This is a genomic window from Nocardia sp. CA-136227 (genome assembly GCF_050955695.1).
Classification (GTDB): domain Bacteria; phylum Actinomycetota; class Actinomycetes; order Mycobacteriales; family Mycobacteriaceae; genus Nocardia.
Map to the genome: position 1 here is coordinate 5,829,449 of NZ_CP192081.1, position 25,172 is coordinate 5,854,620.

General features: G+C 66.9%; 25 protein-coding genes and 1 tRNA gene. 13 read left to right on the forward strand and 13 right to left on the reverse strand.

Translation table 11 applies throughout. From position 1 onward, the window contains the following. Positions 1-11 precede the first annotated feature (11 nt). Positions 12-1,445, forward strand: a complete 1,434-nt coding sequence (locus tag ACQP06_RS26955; protein WP_433667205.1) for a DHA2 family efflux MFS transporter permease subunit — start codon at positions 12-14, stop codon at positions 1,443-1,445. A 43-nt stretch (positions 1,446-1,488) separates the two neighbouring features. Here ACQP06_RS26955 and ACQP06_RS26960 read toward each other — a convergent pair whose 3' ends face one another. Both ACQP06_RS26960 and ACQP06_RS26965 read right to left on the reverse strand, forming a co-directional pair. Beyond that, positions 1,489-2,196 (reverse strand): MFS transporter, encoded by a 708-nt coding sequence (locus ACQP06_RS26960; RefSeq protein WP_433667206.1) that lies wholly within the window; start codon positions 2,194-2,196, stop codon positions 1,489-1,491. 50 nt (positions 2,197-2,246) lie between these two features. Continuing rightward, entirely contained in the window at positions 2,247-2,864 is a 618-nt protein-coding gene (locus ACQP06_RS26965; protein ID WP_433667207.1) for a pyridoxamine 5'-phosphate oxidase family protein, read from the reverse strand. A gap of 166 nt (positions 2,865-3,030) precedes the next feature. Between ACQP06_RS26965 and ACQP06_RS26970 the strand changes: the two genes are divergently transcribed. Next, the gene (locus ACQP06_RS26970; RefSeq protein WP_433667208.1) at positions 3,031-4,278 is read left to right on the forward strand and encodes an FAD-dependent monooxygenase; all 1,248 of its coding nucleotides are present in this window, start codon (positions 3,031-3,033) and stop codon (positions 4,276-4,278) included. A 40-nt stretch (positions 4,279-4,318) separates the two neighbouring features. Here ACQP06_RS26970 and ACQP06_RS26975 read toward each other — a convergent pair whose 3' ends face one another. From ACQP06_RS26975 to ACQP06_RS26985, 3 genes are all read right to left on the reverse strand, one after another. Beyond that, positions 4,319-5,689 (reverse strand): cytochrome P450, encoded by a 1,371-nt coding sequence (locus tag ACQP06_RS26975; protein WP_433667209.1) that lies wholly within the window; start codon positions 5,687-5,689, stop codon positions 4,319-4,321. 100 nt (positions 5,690-5,789) lie between these two features. Beyond that, positions 5,790-6,428, reverse strand: coding sequence for a hypothetical protein (locus ACQP06_RS26980; RefSeq protein WP_433667210.1), 639 nt, complete (start codon positions 6,426-6,428; stop codon positions 5,790-5,792). A gap of 391 nt (positions 6,429-6,819) precedes the next feature. Then, entirely contained in the window at positions 6,820-7,860 is a 1,041-nt protein-coding gene (locus ACQP06_RS26985; RefSeq protein WP_433667211.1) for a nuclear transport factor 2 family protein, read from the reverse strand. A 93-nt stretch (positions 7,861-7,953) separates the two neighbouring features. On the opposite strand from ACQP06_RS26985, the gene ACQP06_RS26990 reads away from it, so the two are divergent. Together ACQP06_RS26990 and ACQP06_RS26995 are read left to right on the forward strand one after the other, a co-directional pair. Continuing rightward, positions 7,954-8,907 (forward strand): GlxA family transcriptional regulator, encoded by a 954-nt coding sequence (locus ACQP06_RS26990; protein ID WP_433667212.1) that lies wholly within the window; start codon positions 7,954-7,956, stop codon positions 8,905-8,907. A 479-nt stretch (positions 8,908-9,386) separates the two neighbouring features. Continuing rightward, positions 9,387-9,785 (forward strand): NUDIX hydrolase, encoded by a 399-nt coding sequence (locus ACQP06_RS26995; protein ID WP_433667214.1) that lies wholly within the window; start codon positions 9,387-9,389, stop codon positions 9,783-9,785. On the opposite strand, the gene ACQP06_RS27000 is transcribed toward ACQP06_RS26995, so the two are convergent. Beyond that, on the reverse strand, positions 9,769-11,136 hold the full coding sequence (locus tag ACQP06_RS27000; protein ID WP_433667215.1) for a hypothetical protein: 1,368 nt from the start codon (positions 11,134-11,136) through the stop codon (positions 9,769-9,771). The two genes, ACQP06_RS26995 and ACQP06_RS27000, sit on opposite strands and share 17 nt — an antisense overlap. A gap of 216 nt (positions 11,137-11,352) precedes the next feature. Between ACQP06_RS27000 and ACQP06_RS27005 the strand changes: the two genes are divergently transcribed. From ACQP06_RS27005 to ACQP06_RS27015, 3 genes are read left to right on the forward strand one after another with little or no spacing between them, the layout of a single operon-like run. Continuing rightward, on the forward strand, positions 11,353-11,529 hold the full coding sequence (locus ACQP06_RS27005; RefSeq protein ID WP_433667217.1) for a hypothetical protein: 177 nt from the start codon (positions 11,353-11,355) through the stop codon (positions 11,527-11,529). Between the two features lie 3 nt (positions 11,530-11,532). Continuing rightward, positions 11,533-11,790, forward strand: a complete 258-nt coding sequence (locus tag ACQP06_RS27010; protein WP_433667218.1) for a helix-turn-helix domain-containing protein — start codon at positions 11,533-11,535, stop codon at positions 11,788-11,790. Next, complete coding sequence (locus ACQP06_RS27015; RefSeq protein ID WP_433667221.1) at positions 11,787-12,224, forward strand: hypothetical protein; 438 nt, start codon at positions 11,787-11,789, stop codon at positions 12,222-12,224. Before ACQP06_RS27010 ends, ACQP06_RS27015 begins: the two co-directional genes overlap by 4 nt. A 112-nt stretch (positions 12,225-12,336) precedes the next feature. Here the strand turns inward: ACQP06_RS27015 and ACQP06_RS27020 are convergent, their stop codons facing one another. The 5 genes from ACQP06_RS27020 to ACQP06_RS27040 form a co-directional block, all read right to left on the reverse strand. Continuing rightward, positions 12,337-13,593 carry a haloacid dehalogenase-like hydrolase gene (locus ACQP06_RS27020; RefSeq protein ID WP_433667222.1) on the reverse strand — a complete coding sequence of 419 codons (1,257 nt, stop codon included), beginning with the start codon at positions 13,591-13,593 and terminating at the stop codon, positions 12,337-12,339. A gap of 308 nt (positions 13,594-13,901) precedes the next feature. Beyond that, positions 13,902-15,257 carry an alpha/beta hydrolase gene (locus tag ACQP06_RS27025; RefSeq protein WP_433667224.1) on the reverse strand — a complete coding sequence of 452 codons (1,356 nt, stop codon included), beginning with the start codon at positions 15,255-15,257 and terminating at the stop codon, positions 13,902-13,904. A gap of 495 nt (positions 15,258-15,752) precedes the next feature. Further along, complete coding sequence (locus tag ACQP06_RS27030) at positions 15,753-15,896, reverse strand: hypothetical protein (protein ID WP_433667226.1); 144 nt, start codon at positions 15,894-15,896, stop codon at positions 15,753-15,755. Further along, positions 15,896-16,471, reverse strand: a complete 576-nt coding sequence (locus ACQP06_RS27035) for an ADP-ribosyltransferase (RefSeq protein ID WP_433667228.1) — start codon at positions 16,469-16,471, stop codon at positions 15,896-15,898. The genes ACQP06_RS27030 and ACQP06_RS27035 overlap by 1 nt, the downstream gene beginning before the upstream one ends. 187 nt (positions 16,472-16,658) lie before the next feature. Next, positions 16,659-16,734: transfer RNA gene (locus ACQP06_RS27040), tRNA-Ala, on the reverse strand. Positions 16,735-17,214: 480 nt separating this feature from the next. On the opposite strand from ACQP06_RS27040, the gene ACQP06_RS27045 reads away from it, so the two are divergent. Continuing rightward, the gene (locus ACQP06_RS27045) at positions 17,215-17,871 is read left to right on the forward strand and encodes a hypothetical protein (RefSeq protein WP_433667229.1); all 657 of its coding nucleotides are present in this window, start codon (positions 17,215-17,217) and stop codon (positions 17,869-17,871) included. A gap of 3 nt (positions 17,872-17,874) precedes the next feature. Here ACQP06_RS27045 and ACQP06_RS27050 read toward each other — a convergent pair whose 3' ends face one another. Continuing rightward, positions 17,875-19,197 carry a putative glycoside hydrolase gene (locus tag ACQP06_RS27050; protein ID WP_433667231.1) on the reverse strand — a complete coding sequence of 441 codons (1,323 nt, stop codon included), beginning with the start codon at positions 19,195-19,197 and terminating at the stop codon, positions 17,875-17,877. Positions 19,198-19,321: 124 nt separating this feature from the next. Here ACQP06_RS27050 and ACQP06_RS27055 point away from each other — a divergent pair, with 124 nt between their 5' ends. From ACQP06_RS27055 to ACQP06_RS27070, 4 genes are all read left to right on the forward strand, one after another. Beyond that, entirely contained in the window at positions 19,322-20,323 is a 1,002-nt protein-coding gene (locus tag ACQP06_RS27055; RefSeq protein WP_433667233.1) for a polysaccharide deacetylase family protein, read from the forward strand. Positions 20,324-20,503: 180 nt separating this feature from the next. After that, positions 20,504-21,556 carry a hypothetical protein gene (locus ACQP06_RS27060; protein WP_433667235.1) on the forward strand — a complete coding sequence of 351 codons (1,053 nt, stop codon included), beginning with the start codon at positions 20,504-20,506 and terminating at the stop codon, positions 21,554-21,556. After that, entirely contained in the window at positions 21,553-23,004 is a 1,452-nt protein-coding gene (locus tag ACQP06_RS27065) for an FtsW/RodA/SpoVE family cell cycle protein (RefSeq protein WP_433667237.1), read from the forward strand. The genes ACQP06_RS27060 and ACQP06_RS27065 overlap by 4 nt, the downstream gene beginning before the upstream one ends. A 61-nt stretch (positions 23,005-23,065) precedes the next feature. Next, positions 23,066-23,449: an amidohydrolase family protein gene (locus ACQP06_RS27070; RefSeq protein WP_433667238.1), complete on the forward strand. Its 384-nt coding sequence runs from the start codon at positions 23,066-23,068 to the stop codon at positions 23,447-23,449. A 3-nt stretch (positions 23,450-23,452) separates the two neighbouring features. Here ACQP06_RS27070 and ACQP06_RS27075 read toward each other — a convergent pair whose 3' ends face one another. Beyond that, positions 23,453-24,151 carry a phosphatase PAP2 family protein gene (locus ACQP06_RS27075; protein WP_433667240.1) on the reverse strand — a complete coding sequence of 233 codons (699 nt, stop codon included), beginning with the start codon at positions 24,149-24,151 and terminating at the stop codon, positions 23,453-23,455. A 175-nt stretch (positions 24,152-24,326) separates the two neighbouring features. On the opposite strand from ACQP06_RS27075, the gene ACQP06_RS27080 reads away from it, so the two are divergent. After that, positions 24,327-25,136, forward strand: a complete 810-nt coding sequence (locus ACQP06_RS27080; RefSeq protein ID WP_433667242.1) for a class I SAM-dependent methyltransferase — start codon at positions 24,327-24,329, stop codon at positions 25,134-25,136. Positions 25,137-25,172 lie beyond the last annotated feature (36 nt).

Below are 25,172 nucleotides of genomic sequence, written 5' to 3' on the forward strand. Positions count from 1 at the left end.
CAGGACAGACCATGTCGGTTTCGCAGCGCCTCATCCTCGCCACCCTGTCGGCGTCGATGCTCATGACCATCCTCGACGGCAGCATCGTGACCGTCGCCATGCCCTCGATCCAACGGGATCTCGGCTTCAGCCCGTCCGAACTGAGCTGGACGGTCAACGCCTATCTCATCGCCTTCGGCGGACTCCTGCTGCTCGCCGGGCGGCTCGGGGATCTGATCGGGCGCCGGACCATGTTCATCGCCGGGAACGTCGTCTTCACCGCGGCCTCGGTTCTCGCCGGTGCGGCCACCGGACGGGAAGTGCTGATAGCGGCGCGGTTTCTTCAGGGCGTCGGCAGTGCGCTCGCGGCGTCGGTGGTGCTCGGCATCCTGATCACCCATTTCACCGGGAATGCCGAGCGCGCCAAGGCCATCGGCGTCTTCAGCTTCACCGGCGCGGCCGGCGCCTCGGTCGGGCAGGTGCTCGGCGGGGTGCTCACCGATGCGCTGAACTGGCATTGGATCTTCCTGATCAACGTGCCCATCGGGCTGGCGACCGTCGTGCTGGCCCTGCGGGTGGTGCCCGCCGATCGCGGGATCGGATTCGGTGCGGGCGTGGACGTCCTCGGCGCGGTGCTGGTGACGTCGGGGCTGATGCTGGGGATCTACACGGTGGTCGGGATCGCGGAGCACGGCTGGCTGGCGGCTCGGACGCTCACGCTCGCCCTGGTGTCGGCGCTGCTGCTGGCGGGTTTCCTGGTTCGTCAGGCCACGGCCCCCGCACCGCTGCTGCCGCTGCGGATCTTCCGTTCCCGCAATGTCTCCGGCGCGAACGCGGTGCAGATGCTGACCCTGGCGGCGATGTTCGCCTTCCAGGTCCTCGTGGCGCTCTACATGCAGCAGGTGCTCGGTTACAACGCGCTGCGGACCGGGTTGGCGATGCTGCCCGCCGCGGTGGCCATCGGCGGGGTGTCGTTGTTCGTGTCCGCCCCGCTCATCACGCGCCTCGGTGCGCGCACCGTGCTCGTCGCCGGACTGTTGTTGCTGCTGACCGGCATGGCCTGGCTGACCCGCCTGCCCGTGCACGCCGACTACACCGTCGATCTGCTGCCCATGATGGTGTTGATCGCCGGTGGCGGCCTGGTGCTGCCCGCGCTGACCGGACTGGGGATGTCCGACGCCGAGCCCAGCGATGCCGGGCTGGCGTCGGGACTGTTCAACACGACCCAGCAGATCGGGATGGCGATCGGTGTCGCGGTGCTGACCACGCTCGCGGCCTCGCGCACCGGAAGTCAGCTCGCCGAAGGAGTTTCCGAGGCCGCGGCGCTCACCGCCGGGTACCGGCTCGCCTTCACCGTGGCGGCGGGCCTGCTGGTGGCGGCGTTGATCGTGACTGTCACCGTATTGCGTCGCCCGGCGGCGGTGGCCGGTTCGGTTTCGTCCGAAGCGCTCACGGTCGCGGGTTGACGCCGGGTCGGGGTCAGCAGCGCCACGCAGGCGATGCTGAAGATCACGCGGCGGTGATATTCCAGCCCAGTTCGGTCGCGTGCTTGGGCAGCATGAGGATCACCACGTAGAGCGTCGCGGCATGCAATCCCAAGGCCACCAATAGCTTTCCGCGCCCGCGCAAGGATTCAGCGCCACCCGTGGGCCTGCGGACGCCCGGAGACGCCGGCAGTCGAGCCGCCAAGTAGGCCGTCACCCCGAGTCCGACCGCGCCCAGCAGCGCGTAGGTGGCCCGCACCCCGATCGGATCGAACAAGGCGGTCGCCGCCCACGGCGTGATCAACTGCCCCAGATTGATCCCGAGCGCGGCCCGGGCGAGCGACGGTCCGGCCTGATCGCCGTGCACCCGCCCGATCAACGTGGTGACCGTCAGCGTGGACGATGCCGCGAACCCCAGCCCGCCGAGCACCATGTACGCGGCGACGAATTCCCAGGTCCGGGTGACCACCGACAGCACCAGGGAGCTGCTGGAGATCAGTGTGAGCCCGCCGATCAGCACCGCCTTGGCCCCGATCCGGTCGAGTAGCCACCCGATCGGATACTGGGCCAGCCCGGTGACGGTGGTGCCGAGCGCGGCGGCTACGGCCATGGCGGCCGCGCTGATCCCGTAGTCGGCGGCGGTCGGCGCGAAGAACACGCCCATGGTGAAGTTCAGGCCGAAGGACACGGTCATGGCCGCGAGCCCCGCCCAAGCGATCCGTGCAGAACGCATGATGTTGTCTCCCCATCGAATAGGACGAACGCCGGTCGATCCCGAGTCCCTCAGCTCGCCGCTGCCCGCAGGGCCGCGTTCTCCCGCTCCAGATCGGCGATCCGCTCCCGCAGGTCGGCCACCGCCTCCAGCACTTCCTCCCGCGGATACAACTCCGGAATGTGCTGACTGCAGTTCCAGTCGAACGCCTCGACCTCGATCAACACCGCCCGCTCCGCCTGCGCCCGATACCCCGGAACAGACAGCGAGGCAACAAATTCCGGCTGCTCCGCAGCCTCCACCACCCGCGCCCGCCCGAAAATCTTCAACCGAGTCCGCGCCGCGTAATCCATCAGGAACAACGCCACCCGACCGTCATGATCGAGATTCCCCCGACTGATGTACTGCTTGTTCCCCCGAAAGTCCGCGAACCCCAACGTCCGCGAATCAACCACCTTCAAGAACCCCCGACCCCCACCCCGATGCTGAATGTAAGGCCACCCCGTCTCACTCACCGTCGACAGATAGAAACTGTCCCGCTCCCCGATGAACCAAGCCTCGTTCTCCCCCAACCGATCCGCCACCTCCGGCACCGCCGCCATCCGCTCATACCCCCGCAAACTCCCATGCACCGCCTGATGAGCCCGAACCCCCTCAGTGAACGCAACCTGCGCATAATGCCCGGTCATCCCCCAACCTCCCTCTCGATCGGCCCATGCGAGATGCGCCCTTCTAACTGTTAATGAATGTTTTAACAGTTAGAGGCGATGGGTTGATTCCCGAGCGGGAACATTTGTCCTATATCCGGGGTGGGTGGGCGGTGGATAGTGGGGGCTCGTTCACAAGGAGGGCTTCGTGCGGATTCTTGTCTCGGGGGCTGGTGTCGCGGGGCCGGTGTTGGCGTATTGGCTGAACAGGCATGGTTTTTCGGTGACCGCGGTGGAGCGGGCTGCGACGGTGCGCAAGACCGGGGGGCATGCGGTGGATTTGTTCCGGCCTGCGGTGGAGATCTCGGAGAGGATGGGGGTGCTGGATCGGATCGAGGGGTGCGCTACCGGGACTGCGCGGTTGACGTTGCGGCCGGAGGGGTCCTCGCGGGCGGTTCGGGTGGATCTCGGCAAGATCTTCAGCGCCGCCTCCGATCGGCATGTCGAGATCATGCGGGATGATCTGAGCGAGATCTATTACGACGCAACGTGTGACGATGTGGAGTACCTGTTCGGGGACTCGATCACCGCGTTCTCGCCGGACGGCGAGGTTCGGTTCGAGAATGCGGCACCGCGCCGGTTCGACCTCATCATCGGCGCAGACGGGCTGCACTCCACGGTCCGGCGGCTCGCCTTCGGCGACCAACCCGGTTCCAGCGCTTTCATCGGGGCCTATCTCGGCGTTCTCACCCTGCGCGATGCCGCCGCGCTGGAGCGTGAGCTGCTCATTCACGTCGGCGTCGGCCGGACCGTGGGGATGTACGGCACCCGCCATTCCGGCGAGGCACGGGCGCTGTTCCTGTTCCACAGCGAGCAGGAGCTCGACTACCACTACCGCGATGTGCCACGGCAGAAGGAACTGCTGCGCAACGCCTTTCAGGGCATGCATCCGGACGTGGACCACTGGCTGTCCGAGCTCGACAGCACCCCGGCCTTCTACTTCGACTCGATCACCCAACTCCACCTGAACACCTGGTCCAGAGGAAGGGTGACGCTGGTCGGCGACGCGGGCTACTGCCCCGGCCCGGCTGTAGGCGGCAGCACCACCCTGGCAGTCGTCGGCGCCTATGTCCTCGCGGGCGAACTGGCCAGAGCCGGCGGCAACCACGAACGCGCTTTCGCCGCTTACGAACGCGTGATGACACCCCACATCCAGGCCGGCCGAGCAGCCGCCCTCAGTGCCGCGAAAACCCTCATCCTCGCATCCCACCTCGGCATCACCGGCCTGACCCAAGGCGCCCGTCTGATCTCAGCCCTCCCCGCTCGCCCGCGCCGAGCCCTCCTGCGGCTCGCCAGCAAGACCGGCCGCCTCTACAGCTCCATGCCCATCGACGACTACGAACATCAGAACCAGAGTGCATGGGCGACGACGAGAACTGGAGTCGATGAGGGATAGCGCCTGACCCGGATCCGGTCCAGCGGCGACAGTCCCATTCTCACTCCGTGGCCCGTCGCCGAAGAGTCACCGGCAGTGAGTCTTCCGGCAGCGGGGTCGCGCTCATGTCCAGGGGCATGATGTAGTCCTGCGGGACTTCCCATTCGAAGCTGCGGAGCAGCTGGTGGAGGACCATTTTGATTTCGAGGCCGGCGAAGTGCTGGCCCAGGCATTTGTGGGGGCCGCCGCCGAAAGGGGCCCAGGCCATGCGGTGGCGTTTGTGTTCGGCGCGGTCGTCGCTGAAGCGTTCCGGGTCGAATTCCTCGGGTTGGGACCAGATTTCGGGGCGGTGGTGGTTGGCCAGGGCGGGGACGACCACCATCGAACCTTCGGGGACGAAGTAGCCGCAGATCTCGGTGTCCTGGACGGCCACGCGGGGCTCGATCTGGATCGGCGTGCACAGGCGCGTCGTTTCCTTGAAGATCCAGTCCAATTCGGTGAGGTCGGCGAGTTCGTCGTAGCCGAGTTCGTGGGGCATGTCGAGGGAGCGGACGCGGGCGCGTTTCTGCCAGTCGGGGTACTTGGCCAGGTTGTAGACGATATTGGCGAGGGTGCCGGTGGTGGTGTCGTGGGCGGCGGCCAGGAGGAAGACCATGTGGTTCACGACGTCCTCGTCGGTGAAGCGTTCGCCGTCCTCGCCGGTGGCGTGGCACAGCATCGACAGGAGGTCGGTGCCCGGCTGGTCGCGGGCGGTCGTGATCCGTTCGGCGAGGAACACTTCGAGGGTGCGGCGGGCGCGCAGACCCTTCCGCCAGCGACTGCCGGGCAGCGATATCCGCACCATCGCGCCGCCGGCGTGCAGGAGCGCCATGATGGCGCCGCTGATCCGGTCGGCCTCCGCGCGGGGCAGGCGCGCACCCATGAAGACCTCGAGGGCCACGTCCAGGGTCAGCTGCTCCAACCGCTTGTGCATGAGCACCGGGTTGCCCTCGGCCACACTGCCTTCCGGAAGCTCCGCGATGTGGCGTTCCACGATGGTGTGCAGGGCTTCCAGGTAGGAACTGAGCGCCGAGCGGCCGAAGGCCTGCTGCATGATCGCGCGGTGCGCCTTGTGCTCGTCGAAATCGAGCATCAGCAGGCCGCGGTCGAAGAACGGCCCGTTGAGCGGCTTCCACGCGGGACCGTTGGCGAACACCCGGTCCCGGTTCATCAAAACCTGCTGTGCCGCATCGGGACCGGCGGCGATGATCCACCGGCTGCCGAACATGTTCAGCACATGCACCGGGCCGTAGGTGTTCTCGTCCTCCCGAGCCGAACCGTGCGGGTCGCGGCGCTGACGCCGCAGCTGCGAGATCCAGTTCGTGGCCGGCCCGCTGATCTGCCGGAGCTCGCTGCCCGCCGGTGGTGCCGCGACGAATTGTGTTCTGGGCAAGGCAAACCCCTCCTGCGTAACTGTCGACAAAGCCGAAAGTTACCTGCAGGGAAGGGGTCCACACCGCCGTTCGGCGTATTTTGCCGAATACTCCTGCGTTTTAATGCAGATTCGCCACGACGTCGGCTGCGATCGCCTTCGCCGCGGCCTCCGAGGCGGCCGCGCCGTTCCAGTCGTTGACGACGACATCCACGACGGCATTGCCCGAACGCAGGATGATTCGGGCGTCGGAACGCCCCGGAATCGCTTTCGGACTACCACTGACCATGGCGGCCGACTGCACCTTCGACCCGAGTTCGGCGGGGGTGATCTCGACGGACTTCGACTCGTTGAGCTGCGGCTGATACACATCGGAAAGCGAGCTCTGGGCACGGCTGTACATCGACGGCGAGCCGGCGGCCATGCGCAGGACCACCTGGATGCTGACCGGATGCGTCACGGAATCGACCGTGGTCCAGCTCGGCGTGTGGGTGACCTCGTCGGGGTTGAGCGTCATCGTCGGGGTGCGCTTGCACTGCGCCCCCGGGGTGTACCGGCTCAGCAGCGCGGCGGACACCAGCGTGCACTCGTCGCTCGTGTCGTGGTAGGTCGGCCCCGCGGCCGCGTCGTCGGAAGAGCTGGACGTGACGAGATATACAGCGCCGCCCGCGATCGCCACTCCCAGCACCACCGCCCCGGCGATCCACACCCGCTTGGACCGAGGCTGTCCCTGCCGCACCGGGGACATCACCGCACTCACCAACCCGCTCCGATCTAGAGAACTCAGCTGGTCAGAGATTACCGCACCGCAAGCCATCCGCTACACCCGGCAACCAGCACCTCGGGTGTGAAACAGATTGACGGCCAAGCCAATTGACTCGGTGGTCGGCAACCCTGCCGCGATTCAGCCGCCGATCTCGTTTCGACACCGAGTCATCGCATCCCACAGCCCTCCCTCTGCCCGCCGGTTATCAACGGTAGTGGGCATCGTCGCGGCGTACGACCATGATCACCTCCGGTTCGCGCACGGCCACGAAAACGGCAGAGCCGCAGGCTATTGACCTGCGGCTCCGCCCCCGTGGTCTCATGCATGCATTACCTCCGTCGGCGATGCGGCCGTGACCGAGGGCGTGGCTGGAAACCGGCCAGCGTTATTCGCCGAAGAATGGGTGGTCGACGGCGTACAGCCACCGTCCGTCCGGTTGTTTGCGCGCGACCTCGGTCGTGGTCGTGGTCAGCGGCTGGGACGCCAGCCGGGTGACGGTCGCGTCGCTGGACAGCAGTGCGATATCGCCCGCGGTGTGAATCTGCCGCAGGCTCAGGGACACTCGCGCTCCGGCGGCGATGTAGTCGCGCAGACTTTCCCGGATCGCGTCGGCGCCCGCCACCACGGTCCCCGGTGCGGGCGCGAGAACCGCCGCGGGCTCGTACAGTTCGACCAGCCCGTCGAGATCGCCTGCCGCCAGTCGTTTCTCGAAGAGTTCCGCCAGCTCCTCCGGGGTCCCGGCCAGTTCCGATGTACGCGCCGCCGGTGGCCGGTCGCCCCATCCGGTGACCCCCATCAGGTCGTGCCAGTCGGGGATCTCGCCGTAGGGCAGGCGGGCGCGCAGCAGCAGTCCGGGGAAGCTGACCGGGCTCGCCTTGCTCGGCTTGCCGTGCGTCTGCGCGAGGATCTCCTCGGTGAGCGCGAAACTCAGGTCGGCCCGGGGATACACGGCGTGCACGCGCTCCACCAGTTCGACCGGCAGCTGCTCGCGGTTGCGCCCGAGGACATCGGCCGAGATTCCGACCTGCGCGAGCGCGACTTCGGGTTCGCGGCGACCGGCGATCCCGTCGGAGGTGTGCAGCGCCACCGCGTCCCACACGATGCGCACGCGCTGCTCGGCCACACCGTGCTCACGGAGGAAGGAGGCGGCGGTGTCGGCACCGTCGACCTCGAAGCGCTGATCACCGTTACCCAGTTCGCTCAAACCGATGTCGTGGAGTACGCAACTCAGGAACAGCAGCTCGTCATCGTAGCCGGCGTCTGGATGCAGCCGCGCGGCCAGTTCCCGCGCGTACAAGTAACTGCGCACACTGTGCGCGAACACCACCGGGGTTTCGGCAGACTGCGCGAAACTATATGCGGATACCGCCAAATCCGTTGCGGGCAGTGCGAAGTCGATGAAGGGATCGGGAATTCGATTACTCAAGGTCGGCCTCCTGTGGGTCTGTGCTCCCGATTCTTCGACGCACCCCCGCAACCCGACAGTGGCCAGAATGCCACGGTGCGTTAAATTCTGGCCATGCACGTGATAGCGGTTCTGGCGCTCGACGGCGTGGTCCCCTTCGAGCTGACGATCCCGGGCCAGGTGTTCGGCGTGGCCAACAGCCTCGCGGCCGGGGCGAGTTACGAGGTCCGGCTGGTCGCCCCTGGAGGCGAGACCGCCACGGACCCCGCACTCGGCGCCTTCACGCTGCGCACCGACTGGGACGTGCCCGATCTGGCTGCCGCCGACACCATCATCGTGCCCGGTCACGCCAATTTCGCAGCGCCCCACCCGGATCCGGTGCTGACGGAGTTGCGCGCCGCGGCGGCACGGGGCGCGCGCATCGCCTCGGTCTGTGTGGGGGCGTTCACCCTCGCCGCCGCCGGTCTGCTCGACGGCCGCCGGGCCACGACACACTGGCGGCACGCGGCCGACCTCGCCGCCCGCTATCCCGAGATCGACGTGGATCCGGCCGTATTGTTCATCGACGGCGGGCAGCTGCTCACCTCTGCCGGCGTGGCCGCGGGTCTCGATCTGTGCCTGCACCTGGTGCGCCGCGACCTGGGCGCCGCGGTCGCGGCCGAGACCGCACGCGGCATAGTCATGCCCCTGCAGCGCGAGGGCGGCCAAGCGCAATTCATCCAACACCCGGCCCCGGACCGCACCGACAACCCGCTACAACGCACCCTGACCTGGATGGAAGCCAACCTGCACCGCCCGCTCACCCTGACCGATATCGCACGCCACGCGGCCTTGAGCGTACGTACCCTCACCCGGCATTTCCAAGACCAAGTGGGCACCACCCCGCTGCAATGGCTCCTGTCGACCCGGGTCCGCTACGCCCGCGAACTACTCGAGACCACCGACCTCCCCGTCGAAACCATTGCCCAGCAAGCAGGTTTCGCAACCTCCACCACCCTGCGCCACCATTTCACCCGCCGCCTCGGCACCTCACCACAGCAGTACCGCAACACCTTCCACGCCCGATAACCCGCGCGGCCGTTCCAGCGCCCCCAGCTGGAATGCGATCGAACCCGAGCCGGTCACGAGGTGTCCCCTGAAGCCGGTCTGTCAACATCCCGCCCGCCAAAACGACAAGAGCCGCAAGTCTCTGACCTAACAGCTCGAGCTGACGGGCAAGCATACGAACAGCGCGGTGCTGATCGACGGGCCGTCCATCGCGATCCGACCAGTCGACGGACGACAAACAGGGTGACCGATCCTTCGGGCCAGATGCGACGAACCAACCAGCTCATTAGCGACGAATCAACCACTCGAGTAGGCCAGTGAGCTCCGGTCAGATGGTCCGGCCGCGTACTGTCTGCACAGTGGAGCGTGCAACGCAGTGGAGCATCCTCGGGGAGCGGCTGGTCGACGAGAATCGGCACATTCGACTCTCGACTGTGGATGTCGAGCTACCGGATGGCGTCCGGTTCACCCAGTACGTAGCTCGGATGCCACGGTGCGCGATGACGTTGGTACTCAACGAGAATCGCGAGGCGCTGCTGATGTACCGGCATCGGTTCATCATCGATCAGTGGGTGTGGGAGCTGCCGGGTGGCTACGTCGATTCCGCCGAGGACGTCGCGGTGGCGGCGGCTCGGGAGGTGGAGGAGGAGACCGGGTGGCGGCCGCGGACGATGCAGCATCTGGTGACCTATCAGCCCGCGATCGGCACCCTGGATCAGCCGCAGGAGATCTACCTCTCCCGGGGCGCGGATCTGACCGACACCGCACCCGACATCAATGAGGCCGAGGACGTGCGCTGGATCCCTCTTACCGAAGCGGCGTCCATGATCGACCGGGGCGAGATCGTGGGTGCGGCTACGGTGGTCGCGATCTATCGGGCGCTCAGCCTCGCCGAGTGAGATCGAGGATCTGCTGACGAAACTCGGCGACCTCGGTCAGGTCGTTGAACGGTCGCAGCCGGTAACGCAGGTCTCGCAGGTAGGACAGGCTGCGGCGTGACGCGAGATCAGCGGCGATATCGAGCGCGCCGAGCCCGATCCGCACGGCCTCGCGCGGATCGGTGACCGCCAGAGCGGAGGCGAGCAGACTCAGGTTGAATGCGCGCCCACGCTGGTACCCCACCGACATCGTCAACGACCGCTGCGCGAATTGCGCCGTGCGTATGTTGTCGCCGAGTTCACGGAAGCAATGAGCGGCTTTCGCGGACATGTAGGACTGGTCGAAGTAGGCCAGCCATGCCGGTTGTTCACCGGGCCTCGCACGGTCGAACGCGCGTTCTGCGGCACCGAGTGCTGCGATGCAAGCTGTTTCGTCTTGGCGGGCGGCGTGCCCATGGGCTTCGACCATATGGCATTCGGATTCGAGGGCCGCCAGACCTGCAGTGCGGGCGGCGATCTGCGCGGCGCGAGCCAGGTCGATGGCATCTCCGGGCCGACCGACGTAGGTGGCCTGATGACTCATCGCGGCCATGATTTCGGAACCGAGTGCGCCGTCACCGGCGGCGCGGGCGAGCCGGAGGGCTTGGATCAGGTAGCGCTGAGCGAGGCCGTGGTCTTCCTGGTCGTACGCGGCCCAACCGGCCAACCGAACGAGTTCTGCTGTGGAGCCGAACAATTGGCGACCGATGTGCTCGTTGAAACTGCCGCGCAGCAGCGGCGCGACCGAGCTGTGCAAGTACTGCACGATCGTCGAACGGACTTTGCCGCCACCGACCTTGTTATCCAGATCCCGGAACGCGGCAGCCATGGTCTGGACGGCATCGACATCGATCTGTCCCACCCGTCGCGACGAGCCGATCGAGACGGGATGTTCGGGACCGGGCAGTGTCAACCACCGCATGGACGCGGCCGGGTACACCGCGACCGCATAGGACGTGTCCTGCAGAAATCGTCGGTGCTCGATATCGCTGCGCCACAACGCGGTCGACGCGTCGACCGCGCCGGACAGGCTGAGTGAGAACTCCAGGCCGAGATCCGCGGCCGCATCCCGGAGGTTCGACATGCCGCACATGGCCGGTGTGATCGTGCGCCCGAGTAACTCGGTCAGGGTGTCCGCGATCAAGTTGGGCACCGGCGGCTGTGGCTGTTCCCCTGCGAGCCAACGCCCGATCGAGGTGTGGTCGTAGCTGAGCTCGAGTCCGAGACCGCGGCCCCGGTCGACGATGCGGCGGGCGAGCGCCTTGCGCACCCCGCCGGCTTCTTCAACCAGCTCTTCGAACTGCCGATTCGGTTGCTTCGCACGGCGTCCCATGAATCGCAGTGTGGCATCGGTAACGTCGAACCGCTATCAATCGGCGATTGTGCACACCCCCTTTGCACACACCCGCCCACGCCGCGCATCTACCGCCGACTGCTCGGTGTGGAGTGGACTGGCAATCAGCCCCAATACCGGGTGGGCACTTCAGTCCACGAGCTCGCGGTATCTGGGTGCGCTGCAACGACCGCCGAGTACCGGGAGCTGCCGAACATGGACATCATTCTCGCCCTCACACTCGTCTCGCTACTGGTCTTCGCCACCGCCACGACCGGCCACATCCTCGGGGACGTCGACCGCCCTGCCACTCGGCTGACCGTCGCCGACATCCAGGCACGGCTGGCGGCTGAACCGCCACGCACCTACATTCCGATCAGCCGAGGACGGTGAGCGATGGCATTCACCGAACCTGAAGCGAAAGTGCTTGGCACACTGTCGGATCTGGACCCACACCAAGCGCTGACCGTCCGACAACTCTGCCGCGCGACAGGGCTGACCGAGACCACGATCCACCGCGCGCTGCTGCGACTGTCACGCACCGGGCTGGCCGTGGGCACCCTGCAAGGCCTTGCCCGCTGGCGATGCACCGATCGGGGCCGACTCGCGATCACCCGACCCGTGTACCGCGACTACGCCGGGACACGACCATGACCAACTACGTGATCGGATTCCTCCGCCCCGATGTGTCGGGCGAGCGATGGCAGCGCGACGAAGCGCGCATCCACACGCTCGCCGAGGAACGTGGATGGTCCCTCATCCTGGTCTACTTCGGCGACCCGAAACGCCCCGGAGCCATGATCAACCGCCTGATGAATCTCGCCTACGCCGAATGCGTAAACGAGGTGATCGCCCCGAGCGCCAACCATTTCGAGCCCGATGACATACCAGCCTTGGTCAAGATCGCCGACATAATCTGCGCGGACACCGGCACCAGGTACACCATCGTTCCGGCCGAGAACCGATCGAACTCGGCACACCTGGATTCGGCACCGTCCACCGCGATTGAGTTATTCGCCACCGGCACAGCTCGAGGCGCTGCCAGAATCGCCACGGTCGTTCCCTCACTGCCGACACGGATCCACTGATCGCCGACTGGTCCTCCGCCAAACTGTTCATCGCCGAATGCAGCCTGACACCGGATACGGAAAAGCCGGGCTCGGCGATCTTGCCGAGCCCGGCTGGCGGTGGTGTCCTAACTCAGTAGACCCGGTCCGTCTGGTCGGGGATGACCGCGCCGGTGGCGTCGTCCTTCGCCGGGGCGCCGGATCCGTCCGGGTTGGTGTAGCCCTTGGTGGAGCACGGGTACAGCGAGGTCTTCTGGGCCTTGGGCTCGATGAACATGGGGTTGATCAGCCACTTGCTGTCGCCGTTGGAGTACGCGGGGCACATCAGCTCGGTCTTGTTGCGGTTGATCACCAGGTGCAGGGCGGTCGCGTCGCGGACGAAGGTGGTGTCGGTGGTGGAGTCGCCCGCCGCGAAGACCTGGCGGGTGTCCTGGCGCTCCCACGCGGCCGGGCCGCTGACGCCGAAGACGCGCTCGTTGATGAAGCAGCGCTTGCCATCGAGGTAGGTGATCGCCTGGTCGTCACCGGAACCGCCGCAGCCGACGGTGTGGTAGCTGCGCACACCGTGATCCATGACGTTCTGGATTCCCACGATGTGATTGCGCTGCACGCCCAGATGCGGCGCCCAGGCCTCGATCACGGCCTGCGGCGAGGCGGTGATCACCCAGACATCGAAGCCCTCCTTCTGCAAGGTGCGGTAGAGGTCCGCCATCTGGTCGTAGTAGCGGACCCAGGCCACGACCTTCTTGGTGCCCACCATCTGCGTGGCGCCGACCGGGTTCGCGAGGTTCTCCGCACGGGCGGCCTCGGCGAACTTGGTGACGGCCTCGTCTTTGTAGCCGGAGAGCAGGTTGTTCACCCACGCGTACGAGGCTTCCGTGCGGCGCTGATTCCACCCTGCGAACGCGGGCTTGCCGCCGGTCGTGGTGGTGTCGTTGTACACCGTGTACAGCTCATCGGCGCACGCGGTGTTCGTGCTGGTCGGCAGCGGCTGCCCGGCGGCAACATCGGTCCCGCAAGCCTTGGACAGCGCGTCCGCCGCATCCTTCGTCAGATACGGACTGGTCTGCATCCAGTCCTTGTTCGGCGGCTGCAACACCTTGTCATTCCGCAGGATCCAGAACGTGGTGGCATCACCCGCGTCGTTCTTGATCGTGGTGTTGTCCCAGTCGAACGTCGCAACCGGATGCTTGTTGCCGTGAACGGCCTTGTTGCACTTGCCATATTCATTGATCATCTGCTGCAACTTGGCGGCGTTGTCGCCATACCACTGCAGCGAACTGTCGAGCTGTGCACACTTATCGCTCGACGGAGCCGCGCTCGCCTGTGGCGCTCCCAGTGAGGCGAGGCCCAGCATGACCGCCAGCGCGAGTAGAAATCGTTTTGTCATGCGCGGCAGGCTAGGCACCGCACACCACCGCGAGCCGTCACCCACATGAATACTGGTCAGTTGTTCAGTTAACATTGTTCACGAAAGGCCTGCCGACCCGGAACCCACTGCAGTCCGCCAGGTTTCGCATATCCGCGCCACCGTTGCCCTCCCCCGCGACAGACACCAGTCCCACCGGTCTGTGTGCCGGACCGCATGTACGCGTTCTGCCGCCACCTCGATGCGCTTCTCGCCGATACTGGAGTGGTTGATCGGTCGGGGTGTTACTGACGGATCGGCCGCTTGATCCGCAGTTGATTCGTCCGGTTCTAGGGCGTCGATGGATCGGCGTGGCAGGTCGTATCCGACTCCGGCAGCGTCCCGGCGTCGAAGTAGCTGTTGATGGCGTCGTTTACGCAGGCACTCAACTTGGGCCGGAAGGTCATGTGAATGCGGACGTCCTGCAGCGTGACCATCCGCGACCCCGTCATGTCCTGGTGCAGCCGCAGTCCGTGGGCGTACGGGGTACGAGGGTCTCCGGTCGCCTGAACGATGAGCGCGGGCACCGAATTCCGAACAACGGTGGGCGCTTCCACTGGCCGTGGCCAGAACGCACAGGGCTCGACATTGCTCGCCAACGCGCCGAAGACCGGCTGCGTGACCCGGCTGTCCTCGATATTGCGCCAGTACGAACCCAGATCCGTCATCGCACCCGCGTCCCCGCAGGCGATCTGCGCCAGCGTCGAGTTCTCCCCGTCGCGCAGCGCTGCCACGATGGCCGCGAGCCGAGGCGACCGAGACGTGGTCGGCGGCCCGCCCGCGGCGTCGGCGAGCTCCCGGACGGTCTCGGCCACAGCCGCATTGATCCGATAGTTCATCAGCGTTCCGTGCAGGATGAACGGCAGCCAATGATCGTCGACGGCGAAACCGTCCACCACGATCGGCTGCCGTGCCGCAGCCCGCACCAGCTCCTCGATTCCGGCCCGCACCTGCTGCGGTGTCGCACCCAACCGATACGTGTCATCCCGCGTGGCCGCCCACGCCGCCCAATCATCCAATGCGATCTCATCCGCCGGCCCCCAATCCTGGACCAGCCCTTCCCAATACCGATCCGGATCGATGGCACTGTCGAGCACGATGCGATCTGCCCGCTGCGGGAACATCTGCGTGTACACCGCGCCCAGGTAGGTCCCGTAGGACGTCCCGTAGTAGCTGATCTTCTCCTCGCGCAGCGCGCTCCGGACGATATCCATATCCCGTGCTGTATTGCGAGTAGTGAACTGCCGCAACAACTCCGGATCACGAACCAGGCACGAGGCAGCCATTCCCGCCGACTGCACGGTGTCGTGCGCGAACCCCAGCAGATCCACGCCCGCCGATCGGATCATCTCGCCCACCGGCCACCCGCACCGCCCAGTCCGCCCCGATCGCCCGACACCACGCGGATCCATTCCGATCAGGTCATAGGCGGCCAGCACCTCCGGGCTCAGCACATCACCGAGCAGGTCCAGGCTGTCCAACCCCTCCGCGCCCGGTCCGCCGGGATTGGACAGCAGCACCCCTCGCCGCCGTTCCGGATCACTCGCTCGCACCCGAGATATCGCCACTGTCGTCGTGCGCCCGTCGAGCTTCCCGTAATCCACCGGCACCACCACGTCCGCGCACTCCCCGCCGGCCGCGTCCAACTCCGTCGTCCCGCAAGCCCGCCAATCGATCGGCTGCCCCTGAAACCGCTCCAACCCCAGCGGTTGCGGCTCGCTTCCCGGCCCGGGCGCGGCGGAACTGTACACACCCACCGGCGCGATGACGGTCACCGATACGACAAGTGCGGTGATCGAACGCCGGAATAGTCGCACCAACAACAGAATTCGCCTCTCAACCACGCTCACACAGTCGGTCAAGTAAACCGCACGCCCGTGCGGGGACAACCACCTACATATCAGAAGTCCAATGCCTGCCGATCACTCGACACACCGCACCTTCCGCATCCCTCGACCTGGAAGCGACGATGGGGCCGGTACCGCTTTCGCGGTACCGGCCCCATCGGGAACAGATCGTGTATTGAAGCCTTCGGTGGAGCTGACGGACCAGCATACGAACCGGGCGGTGCTGGTGGATGGGCCGGACATCGTGATCAGGGCGGTGACGGACGGGCCGCGATAGCTGCCGACCGAACCCGCTTACTTGGCGGCTTTGGCAGCTGAGGGGCGTGCCGGGAGCTTGTGCCCCAGAATCTTCTCGGCTTCGCGACGGCGCTCGGCGATCTGCTCCGGTGTGAGCTTCACCCGGGTGACACGGCTGGTTCCCTGCGTCAACGCACTCATCAGTCGCCTCCTCGCACGATTGCCTTGATGCGCCACATACTACGCGTGCCGTCCCACCCGACACCAACGACGAACAGGATCCGCGCGTCGATCACCAGGACTTCCTTCTCTGCTGGCTCCTCGGCGAGGTCGCCCAGGCGCAGGGCCGGTACGCCCGCTTGCACTACCAAATCCAGGATCACCGGGTCGGCACGTGTGCACGAATGCGGCGGAGTAGCCGAACCCGAGGTCGACAGGAAGCCGTGGTGAATGATGTCTTCGTCGATCAGCGCATACGCCGAGTCCGCATCGACGATGCCGTACTCCGAAGCCTCGATTTCCCTGGTGACACGAACCGCCCTGTCGAGCGGATATTTCGCCAGTCCTGATCTGATCAGGCGAATGCGTCGCTCGATTGCCGGTGTCATCGCGATCTCACCCCAGAGCGCCTTGTTGATGGTGTCATGCGAGTTGTAGGTGTAAGCGCGAATGACATCTGCTTCGCTCTCGGTGAGCCGGTCGGCCCGCTGCCCTGCCAGCGCCGTCTCCGCCAGCGGGATCGCGTCGAAGCCGTACGCGTCGCCCTCATCCGTCACGTACTGAATCCTGGACTACACCCGGGCTCTACACGCCGAGATCGCAACAGATCCCACCTGACACCACGTGCGCTCGCAACGTGATCGCGGGCGCCCGGATCCCACCGCACGCGGTATATCAGGAATGGGCGAAAGTCCTTCCAGTGCAAAGAAACCAGGCTCAGCGTTGCCGCTGAGCCTGGTTTCATGGTGGAGCTAAGGGGATTCGAACCCCTGACCCCCTCACTGCCAGTGAGGTGCGCTACCAGCTGCGCCATAGCCCCTTGCGGTTGTCGCTGGGATTACCCGGCGACTGGACGAAGGTACACCATGAGGGTTGGGGGTGTGCAAATCGCCTGGTAAAGGTGGGTCTTTCACGGGAAGGGGTGGGTTGGATTGCACGGATGACGGGGCGCTCGGGGTTGAGGTCGGTGGCTGCGGCGGTTGCCGTGGGGGTGGTGGTGCTGGGTGGCAGGAGTGTCGCGAGGGGGGATGTGGGGGTGGGGAGTCGGCCGTTGGGGTGTGTGCCGACTGTCGGTACGTTGCAGGTGATTCCGCCGTTGCCGGGGTTGTTTCTGCCGTTGCCGAGTGTTCGGGGGGTGGCGGAGTTCGATGATCTGCCTGGTGCGCCTGAGGGCGTGGGTTTCCCGGCGCGGGTCGAGTTGCGGGATGGGACACAGGGTTTCAACAGTTTCGCGGAGGTTGTGCTGCGGGACGGGTCGTTGTACACGCGGCCTCGGGAGTCGGGGAGTACGTGGCGGAAGGTGCCGACACCCGGGTGTTTGGACGGGCAGGTCACCGCGGTGTCGGTGGACGGGAACATGCTCGTGGCCGCGGATCGGAACGGGTGGATCTACTCGATGGACAATCTGCTGTCGGGGCCGATGTTGTGGAATTGGACGTTCTCGTTCGGCGGGCCGATCTGGTTGTGGCCGGGTGAGCAGGTGCCGGGGACCGGGGACGGGCCGATCGCGTCGAGCCGGTGGGCGATCAGTCATCGGATGTCGAAGAGTTTCGAGGATGCGAAGGGGTACGACCATCCGACCACGGCGGGGCTGGTCGAGTTGGTCGCCTTGTCGCAGGACGGGTCTCGGATCACGTATCAGGATCCGTGGCTGCCGGCGGATCTGAGCTATGAGATCGGCGGGCCGATGGGCGGGCGGTTCGTGTCGGAGTCGCTGTCGGTGTCGGGGTCGGTGACGTTCGTGATGAACCGGTACGGGGACATGTTCACGCGTAAGTACGACCTGGATATGGCGGGGTCCAATCACGTCCGCGAAGCCGACCCGGCCGGTAACCCGGAACTGGCGCGCTTCGTGAACGGACCCCTCACGGGCAAGCCGGTTTTCGAGGTGACCGTGCAGGCCACCCGATCCCAGCTCACCGTCGCCCCGCTCGGCGCGACCCTGAACCGGGGCTGACGGCTAGTTCGGGACCATCGCCCCGGGGTGGTAGGTGACCGCGGGATTCCACAGGAAGAACCCGTTGTACCCCGCCGCATAGGTGGCGTCGATCTGCGCCTTCACCTGCTCGTCACCGTAGGAGACGCCCAGGCTGAAGTCCTGTAGCCAGGGAATCACCTGCGCGCTGGTCCCTGCCGTGCGCGCCCGGAAGTCCTGCAGGGACCGGAACACGATGTCGTAGGGCTGCGAGTTCGGGCTCGCGACATCGTATTCCCCGGCGTGCCAGTGCGACGGGTACAGCATGGGCGCCAGGAAATCCGAGTAGCGCGCCATCGCCGGAATATCCTGGGCGATCTCGTCGGGCCGGGTCGCGGCGATACCGAACACCGCGGCGCTCAACGACGCACCGGCCTGGTGGATCGGCTCCCGGCAGTCGCGCAGGAAGTTGGCGATCGAGTCCGACGGGGATTCGGTGAGTCCGGGGAACTGCATGCCGCCGAGCCCGCCGTCGGGGCGGCGGATGTAGTCGTACATGACGCCGTCGAAGCCGAGCTTGGCCGCCTCGACGGCGAGATCACGGTTGTAGGACCGGATTTCGGGGCTCGCGAAGTTGGTGAAGGCGATCGCGCCGTAACCGCTGGAGTACGGCTGCCCACCCGCGTTCTGGATCACCCAGTCGGGGTGGCCGTTGCGCCAGGCCCACACGGCCACCGTCGGATCGCGGAAGGCGACGATGCGGCCGATCACCTTCAACCCCATGTCGTGCAGCTGCTTCAGCGCGGCCGGGGCGTCGTAAATCGTGGTGGTGGCGCCGGATTCGCGGGCCAGCGGCACCTGCGAGTCGTAGCCGATCATGCCGTCCTCGTCCTTGATGTCGAGCTGGACGGTGTCGATGCGGCCCTGGCGAGCGAGATCCAGCACCGCCTCCCGCATCGGGTCGTAGGCCCACGCGTAGGCGGTGACGTGGACGGCGCGGATGCGCGGCAGCGTCACCTCGACCTTCACCGGGCTGACGACGGTGTCCCCCGCCGCACCGGTCGCCACCACGGTGGCATCGACGGGCCCGTGCGGCAGCCGGATCTCGAAGGAGCCGTCCGGTCCGGGTCGCACCGACTGGTCTCCGATGGCGACCTGCTTGGCGCCGATCGCCTTGCCGCGCACCAGCACCGGGTCCCGATAGGAAGTGGTGGCGGGGGTCGGCGCGAGTTCCAGAGTTGCCGGCTGGACGGCCGCCGAGGGGCGGCTGCGGCCGAAGACGAACACCACCCCGGCGAGCACCAGGCACAGCACCGCGCCGATCGCGAGCAGGGCGGACCGCCGTCGGCGGATCGACCGGAGTCGCATGAGCAACCTAGACACCAACTTCCACAGAGGGCTGTTGGGCATCACTATCTCGCCTGTATGCGAACAACGTCCGATTTTCGTCGAGATCACGTCAAAACCGTTGTCGCCGCGTAGCGTTGCGGCGATGAAGGCGTCGACCATGCTGCGAATGGTCACGGCGGCGCTGCTGTGCGCGACCGCCACCGCGTGCGGAGGATCCACCGCTCCGAGCCCGGCGGCCGCGCCCGCCCCACCCCCGGCGGCGGCCAGGCCACCGGATCCGGCCGCGGTCGCCGCCAATGAGCTGGGCCAGATCCCGATCCTCATGTATCACCGCGTCGAACCCGCGCCCGCCGGCGAATACGACCAGACCCCGGCGAAATTCACCGCCGAACTGGAGCGGCTCCACGCCGAGGGCTACCGCCCGATCACCATCACCGAGTACCTGTCGGGCGTCATCGACCTACCCGCGGGCACCCATCCGGTGGTCCTCACCTTCGACGACTCCACCGGCAGCCAGCTGACCCTCACCCCGGCCGGCGACCCGACCCCCGACTGCGCCGTCGGCCTGCTCGAGCAATTCCATTCCCGCCACCCGGATTTCGCGGCCACCGCCACCTTCTACATCAATAACGAACCCTTCGGCGAGGACGCCCGCGCCCTGCCCTGGCTGGTCCGCCACGGCTACGACATCGGCGCGCACACCGCCACCCACGCCAATCTGGGTCAGCTGCCGCCCGCCGACGTGCAACGCGAACTGGTCCAGAACATCCGCGCCATCACCACCGCCGCCCCCGGCACCACCATCCGGTCCATGGCCCTGCCGCTCGGCGTCTATCCCGCCGACCACGGCCTGGCCCGCGCGGGCAGCTGGGACGGCACGCCCTACCGGTTCGGCGGCGTCCTGCTGGTCGGCTCCAACCCGGCCGCCTCGCCCTTCACCGCAGCGTTGGACCCGGCGGGCATCCCCCGAATCCGCTCCGGCCGCAGCCCCGTCGCGTTCGACTCCGGCTACTGGCTCGACTGGCTGGCGGCCAATCCGGCCGAGCGCTACACCTCCGACGGCGACGCCACGCACGTCTCCTTCCCGCGTGCGGCCGCCGCGGAATTGGCCGTGAGCTGGAACTCGACCGCGCAACCGTACTGACCGCGGGGGCAGCGGCCCAGGCAACCCGGCGGAACGATCTCGCACCACCAGGGTTTCGGCGGCGGGATGGGGGCGTGGCGATCCACGCCCGTTTCGGTTCACTGTCGCGCTGCTGCGGTTCGGCACCGGCGCGGCCGGATCTGTGTCACGGTGGATCCCGTGTTCGGCGAGCGTGTGGCGATGATGCGATGGCGACCCGGCTCCGGCCGCCTGGTCACCATCATGGCGGTCTGCTTCGGGCTCACCGTCGTGATCACCCGGCTGTACCTGATGGCCACCGGCTATCCCAAGATCGGCGGCAGCACCTACCACATCGCACATGCGCTGTTCGGTGGATTGCTGCTGGTCATCGCCTGTCTGGCGATGTTCCTGTTCGCCGGTCGCGGCTCCCTGACCACCGCGGCGGCGCTGTCCGGGGTGGGGCTGGGCCTGTTCATCGACGAGGTCGGGAAGTTCATCACCTCCGACAACGACTACTTCTTCCCGCTCGCCGCGCCCATCATCTATCTGGCCTTCCTGCTGATCGTGCTGGTCGCCCGGTACGCCGCCCGCAGCCGCGTGCGTCCGCCCGCCCTGGTGCTGGCCGATGTCGTCGAACAGGTCGGCATGGATGTGGGCACGCCGATCAGCGTCGAACAGCGCAATGCCCTGCTGCACACCCTCGACCGCGTGGACCGCGGCGGCTTCACCCCCGACACCATCGCCCTGTGTGACGCGCTCGGCGACTATCTGCGCACCACCCACGAGGCCGCTCAACCCTCCCGTTTCGGGCGATTGCGGCGGGCGTATCGGCGGGCCGAGGACGCCGTGCTCCCGCAACGGGTGATGGCGGCGGTGTTGATCGCCGTCCTCATCGGTCATGCCGTCTGGACGCTGTTGCGGCTGATGCTGGCCGTCATCGTGCTGGCGGGCCGGCATTCCCCCTCCCCCGCCCTCGATCACTTCCTCGACGTCACCCAGAATCACGGCTGGAAGGCCTTGGCGGGCTTGGGCATCGCCGCGGCCGCGGAACTGCTGGTCGGTGTCGGTTGCGCGGTGGCGGCGGCGCAGTGGATGCGCGGCCGGGTGGATATCGGTGTCCGACTGGGCATTTGGTCCAATATTCTGTCGCTCACCGTGGTGAATGTGCTGGCCAGCTATTTCAGCCAATTCCTGACCGTGTTCACCGCCATCGCGGAAGCCCTGCTGCTTTGGCTCCTGATCCGGTATCGCGCGCGATACTGTTCGGTGTGAGCGCAATTCGGCACAGCCCTGCCCCGGCGAGGTCGAGCGGACGGGTTCCGCGCAACGCCGAATTGCTACTGTGCGCGGCGGCGCTGGCGCTGACCGGATTCGCGTATCTGGCCATGACCTCCACCACCGGCAGCGGGTTCGACGGGCAGAGCATTCGGGCGCTGGTCGTCTTCACCGTGTTCGTGTTGGTCACGCATCTGGCGGTGCGGCGATGGGCGCCCGCGGCCGATCCGGTGTTATTGCCGTGCGTGGTGCTGCTCAACGGGATCGGGCTGGTTCTCATCGACCGGCTCGACCGGGCGGAGGCGGCGCAGGCCGCGCACGCGGGCAAGCCGGTTCCCTCCTCGGATTCGGCGCACCAGCTGATCTGGACCGGCTTGGGCATGGCGTTGTTCGTATTGGTACTGGCGTTGGTGCCCGATCACACCAAACCCGCCCGATACGGCTACACCTGTGGACTGGCCGGAGTGGTATTCCTGCTCATCCCCGCGCTGCTGCCGTCGCGCTTCAGTGAGGTCAACGGCGGCAAGAGCTGGATTCTGATCAGCGGCTTCTCGATCCAACCGGGTGAGTTCGCCAAGGTGCTGCTGATCATCTTCATCGCCGCGTTCCTGGTCGCCAACCGGGACCTGTTCACCACGGCGGGAAAACGTCTCCTGGGCATGACCTTCCCGCGCCTGCGCGATCTGGCCCCGCTGCTGCTGGTCACCTTCGTCGCGGTGCTGGTGCTGGTGTACGAGAAGAACCTCGGCTTCTCGCTGCTGGTGTTCGGGACCGTGCTGGCCATGATGTACATCGCCACCGGGCGGGCATCGTGGCTGCTGATCGGGCTGGCCATGTTCTCGGTCGGCGCGATCATCGCCTACGGGCTGTTCGCGCACGTGCGGGTGCGCGTCCAGGTGTGGCAGGACCCGCTGGCCACGTATTACACGACGGGGTACCAGATCTCGCAGGGCCTGTTCGGAATGGGCACCGGCGGTCTGATCGGCACAGGAATGGGCAATGGCCGGCCGCAGGACGTGCCGTTCGCCAAGACCGACTTCATCATCTCCACCATCGGCGAGGAGCTCGGACTGGTCGGGCTGGCCGGGGTGCTGGCGCTGTTCCTGATCCTGTGCGTGCGCGGTTTCAGCGCCGCCCTCACCACCCGCGACGCGTTCGGCAAACTGCTGGGCGGCGGACTGGCGTTCTCCATCGGCTGGCAGTTGTTCGTGGTGGTCGGCGGTGTCACCAAACTGATTCCGCTGACCGGTCTGACCACGCCGTTCATGTCCTACGGCGGTTCCTCGCTGCTGGCCAACTACATCATTCTGGCGCTGCTCATCCGGATCTCCGGTGACGCCCGCTCGGCCCCGCCGCCGCCCGCGCGCCCCACCGCGCCGGTGCCGCCGATCGCCGAGGACCTGACCGCTCACGTGTCCCGCCGCCTGCTGCCGCGCCGCCGCTGAACCGGAGGCCGTCGATCCGATTGCGCTGCCGCACAACCCGAACCGGGAGCATGCTGGACGGGTGACTTCCTCCAGCACCGGCCGGACCGCCCTCGACAATGTGCGCGTCTTCGACGGCCGTGGCCTCACCGCACCGACCACGATCGTCATCGACGGCGCCGTCATCGGCGCCAACGCCAATCCCGGCGTCCCCATGAATCCCGCGTTCGGGGCGAGCCTGCACCACGAACTCGAACTGCTGGTCGCGGCCGGACTCTCCCCCGCCGAGGCGCTGCACGCCGCGACGGCCGGGCCCGCCGAACGGTTCGGTCTCGCGGATCGTGGGGCGGTCGCCCCGGGGCTGCGCGCCGATCTCGTTCTGCTCGAGGGGGATCCGCTCACCGACATCACCGCGACGACGCGTATCCGCCGGATCTGGTCCGCCGGAACCCCGGTCCCCCGGTAGGTTTCAGTCCCGGCCGGGCAGCCGGTCGGTCACCAGGCGCGTCAGCGGGCTCAGGGTCAGGCAGATCGTGAGCCAGCACGCGCCGAACAGCCATCCGGCCAGCACGTCCGTCGGCCAGTGCACGCCCAGGTAGAGACGCGACAAACCGACGGCGAGCACGAACAGGGCGGCGAGCGCGGCCACCACGAGCCTGGCGACCGGTCGGAGCCAGGGCAGTGCGACGACCACCAGGATCCCGATCACCACCGTCGAGCCGAGGGCGTGGCCGGAGGGATAGGAGTGGTTCGTCTCGGTGACGAGGTGATCGACCGCCGGCGGGCGGTCGCGCCCGATCAGGAGTTTGCCGAAGAAGACGATCAGACCCGCCCCGGCCGAGGTCACGGCGACCAGCACCGCCCGGTCCCAATACCTGCGCCAGGCCAGGAACAGACAGGCCAGCGTCGAGTAGACCGCGACCGACGTGGTGTCGCCCGCCGCGCTGATCGCCTTCGCGACCGTGGTCCAGGTGTCGGTGCGGTGGTCGATGAACCACCGCAACCAGGTCGCATCGGGGCCGGCGGGCCCGTGGGCCCAGACCACCACGCAGGTGAGGGCGATGATGATCGCCGCCAGCACGGACGCGATGAACACACCGGTGAGCGTGTAGTCGGCCGGTGGTGAAGTCGGCGCTGTCTCCTTCGACGCGGGCGGTGTGGACGGCATGTCATCGAGGTTGCCATGCCTTCGCTGAGAGAATCTCGAGAGAGGGGTGCGAGGGGTGAGCCAGGGCTTTCTGTCGCGGAGCCCTGGCGTAGGAGCCGAAACAGCCGCATACTCGAAGTTGTAAGCATTGGCTGATTACTTATTGCCGACCCATCTTCGGAGGAAGGGCGCTGACATGAACGATATTTCGATCGAGACCCCCTACCGGTCCGGCGTCTCCCGGACAGGTATCGAGAATGCCCTGGTCGCGGCCGGATGCAACCTCGACGAACTGCGGCTCACCGATCTCACGCTGGTGGAGGACTTCCACACCATGGGCCGGATCGCCACGGGCGCACTGGTGGAGCTGGCGGGACTCACCGCGGAATCACGGGTGCTGGATGCCGGCAGCGGGATCGGCGGGACCGCGCGATTCATCGCCGACAGCCGGGGCTGCCGGGTCACGACCGTGGACCTCACCGAGGACTACTGCGAGACGGCGCGATGGATCAACAAGCTGGTCGGACTGGATGATCGGATCACGGTGCGACAGGGCGACGTCACCGATCTGCCGTTCGCGGACAACAGCTTCGACGCGATCTTCAGCCAGCACGTGCAGATGAACATCGCCGACAAGGACGGCCTCTACCGCGAGGCGTATCGGGTGCTGGATACCGGTGGCCTGCTGGCCATCTGGGATATCACCACGGCATCCGTGGGTGAGCCCGAATTCCCGCTCCCGTGGGCGGACCGGTCGGACCAGAGCCATCTCGTGACCGCCGACAATCTGCGCGCGGCCGTCGAGCGGTCGGGCCTGACGGTGGAACAGTGGGACGACCTCACCGAGCAGGCGACCGCCGTCATGCGGATGGTGCTGGCGAATCCGCCGAATCCCGTTGGCCTGCAATCCTTCGTCGCGAACTTCCCGGCCAAGATCGAGCACCTGACCGAGGCGCTCGCGGACGGGCGCTTGCGGGCGACCCGGGGGATCGCCCGCAAGCCCTGATCAGCTCGACCAGCCCGGCTCGGCCTCGGCAAGCCC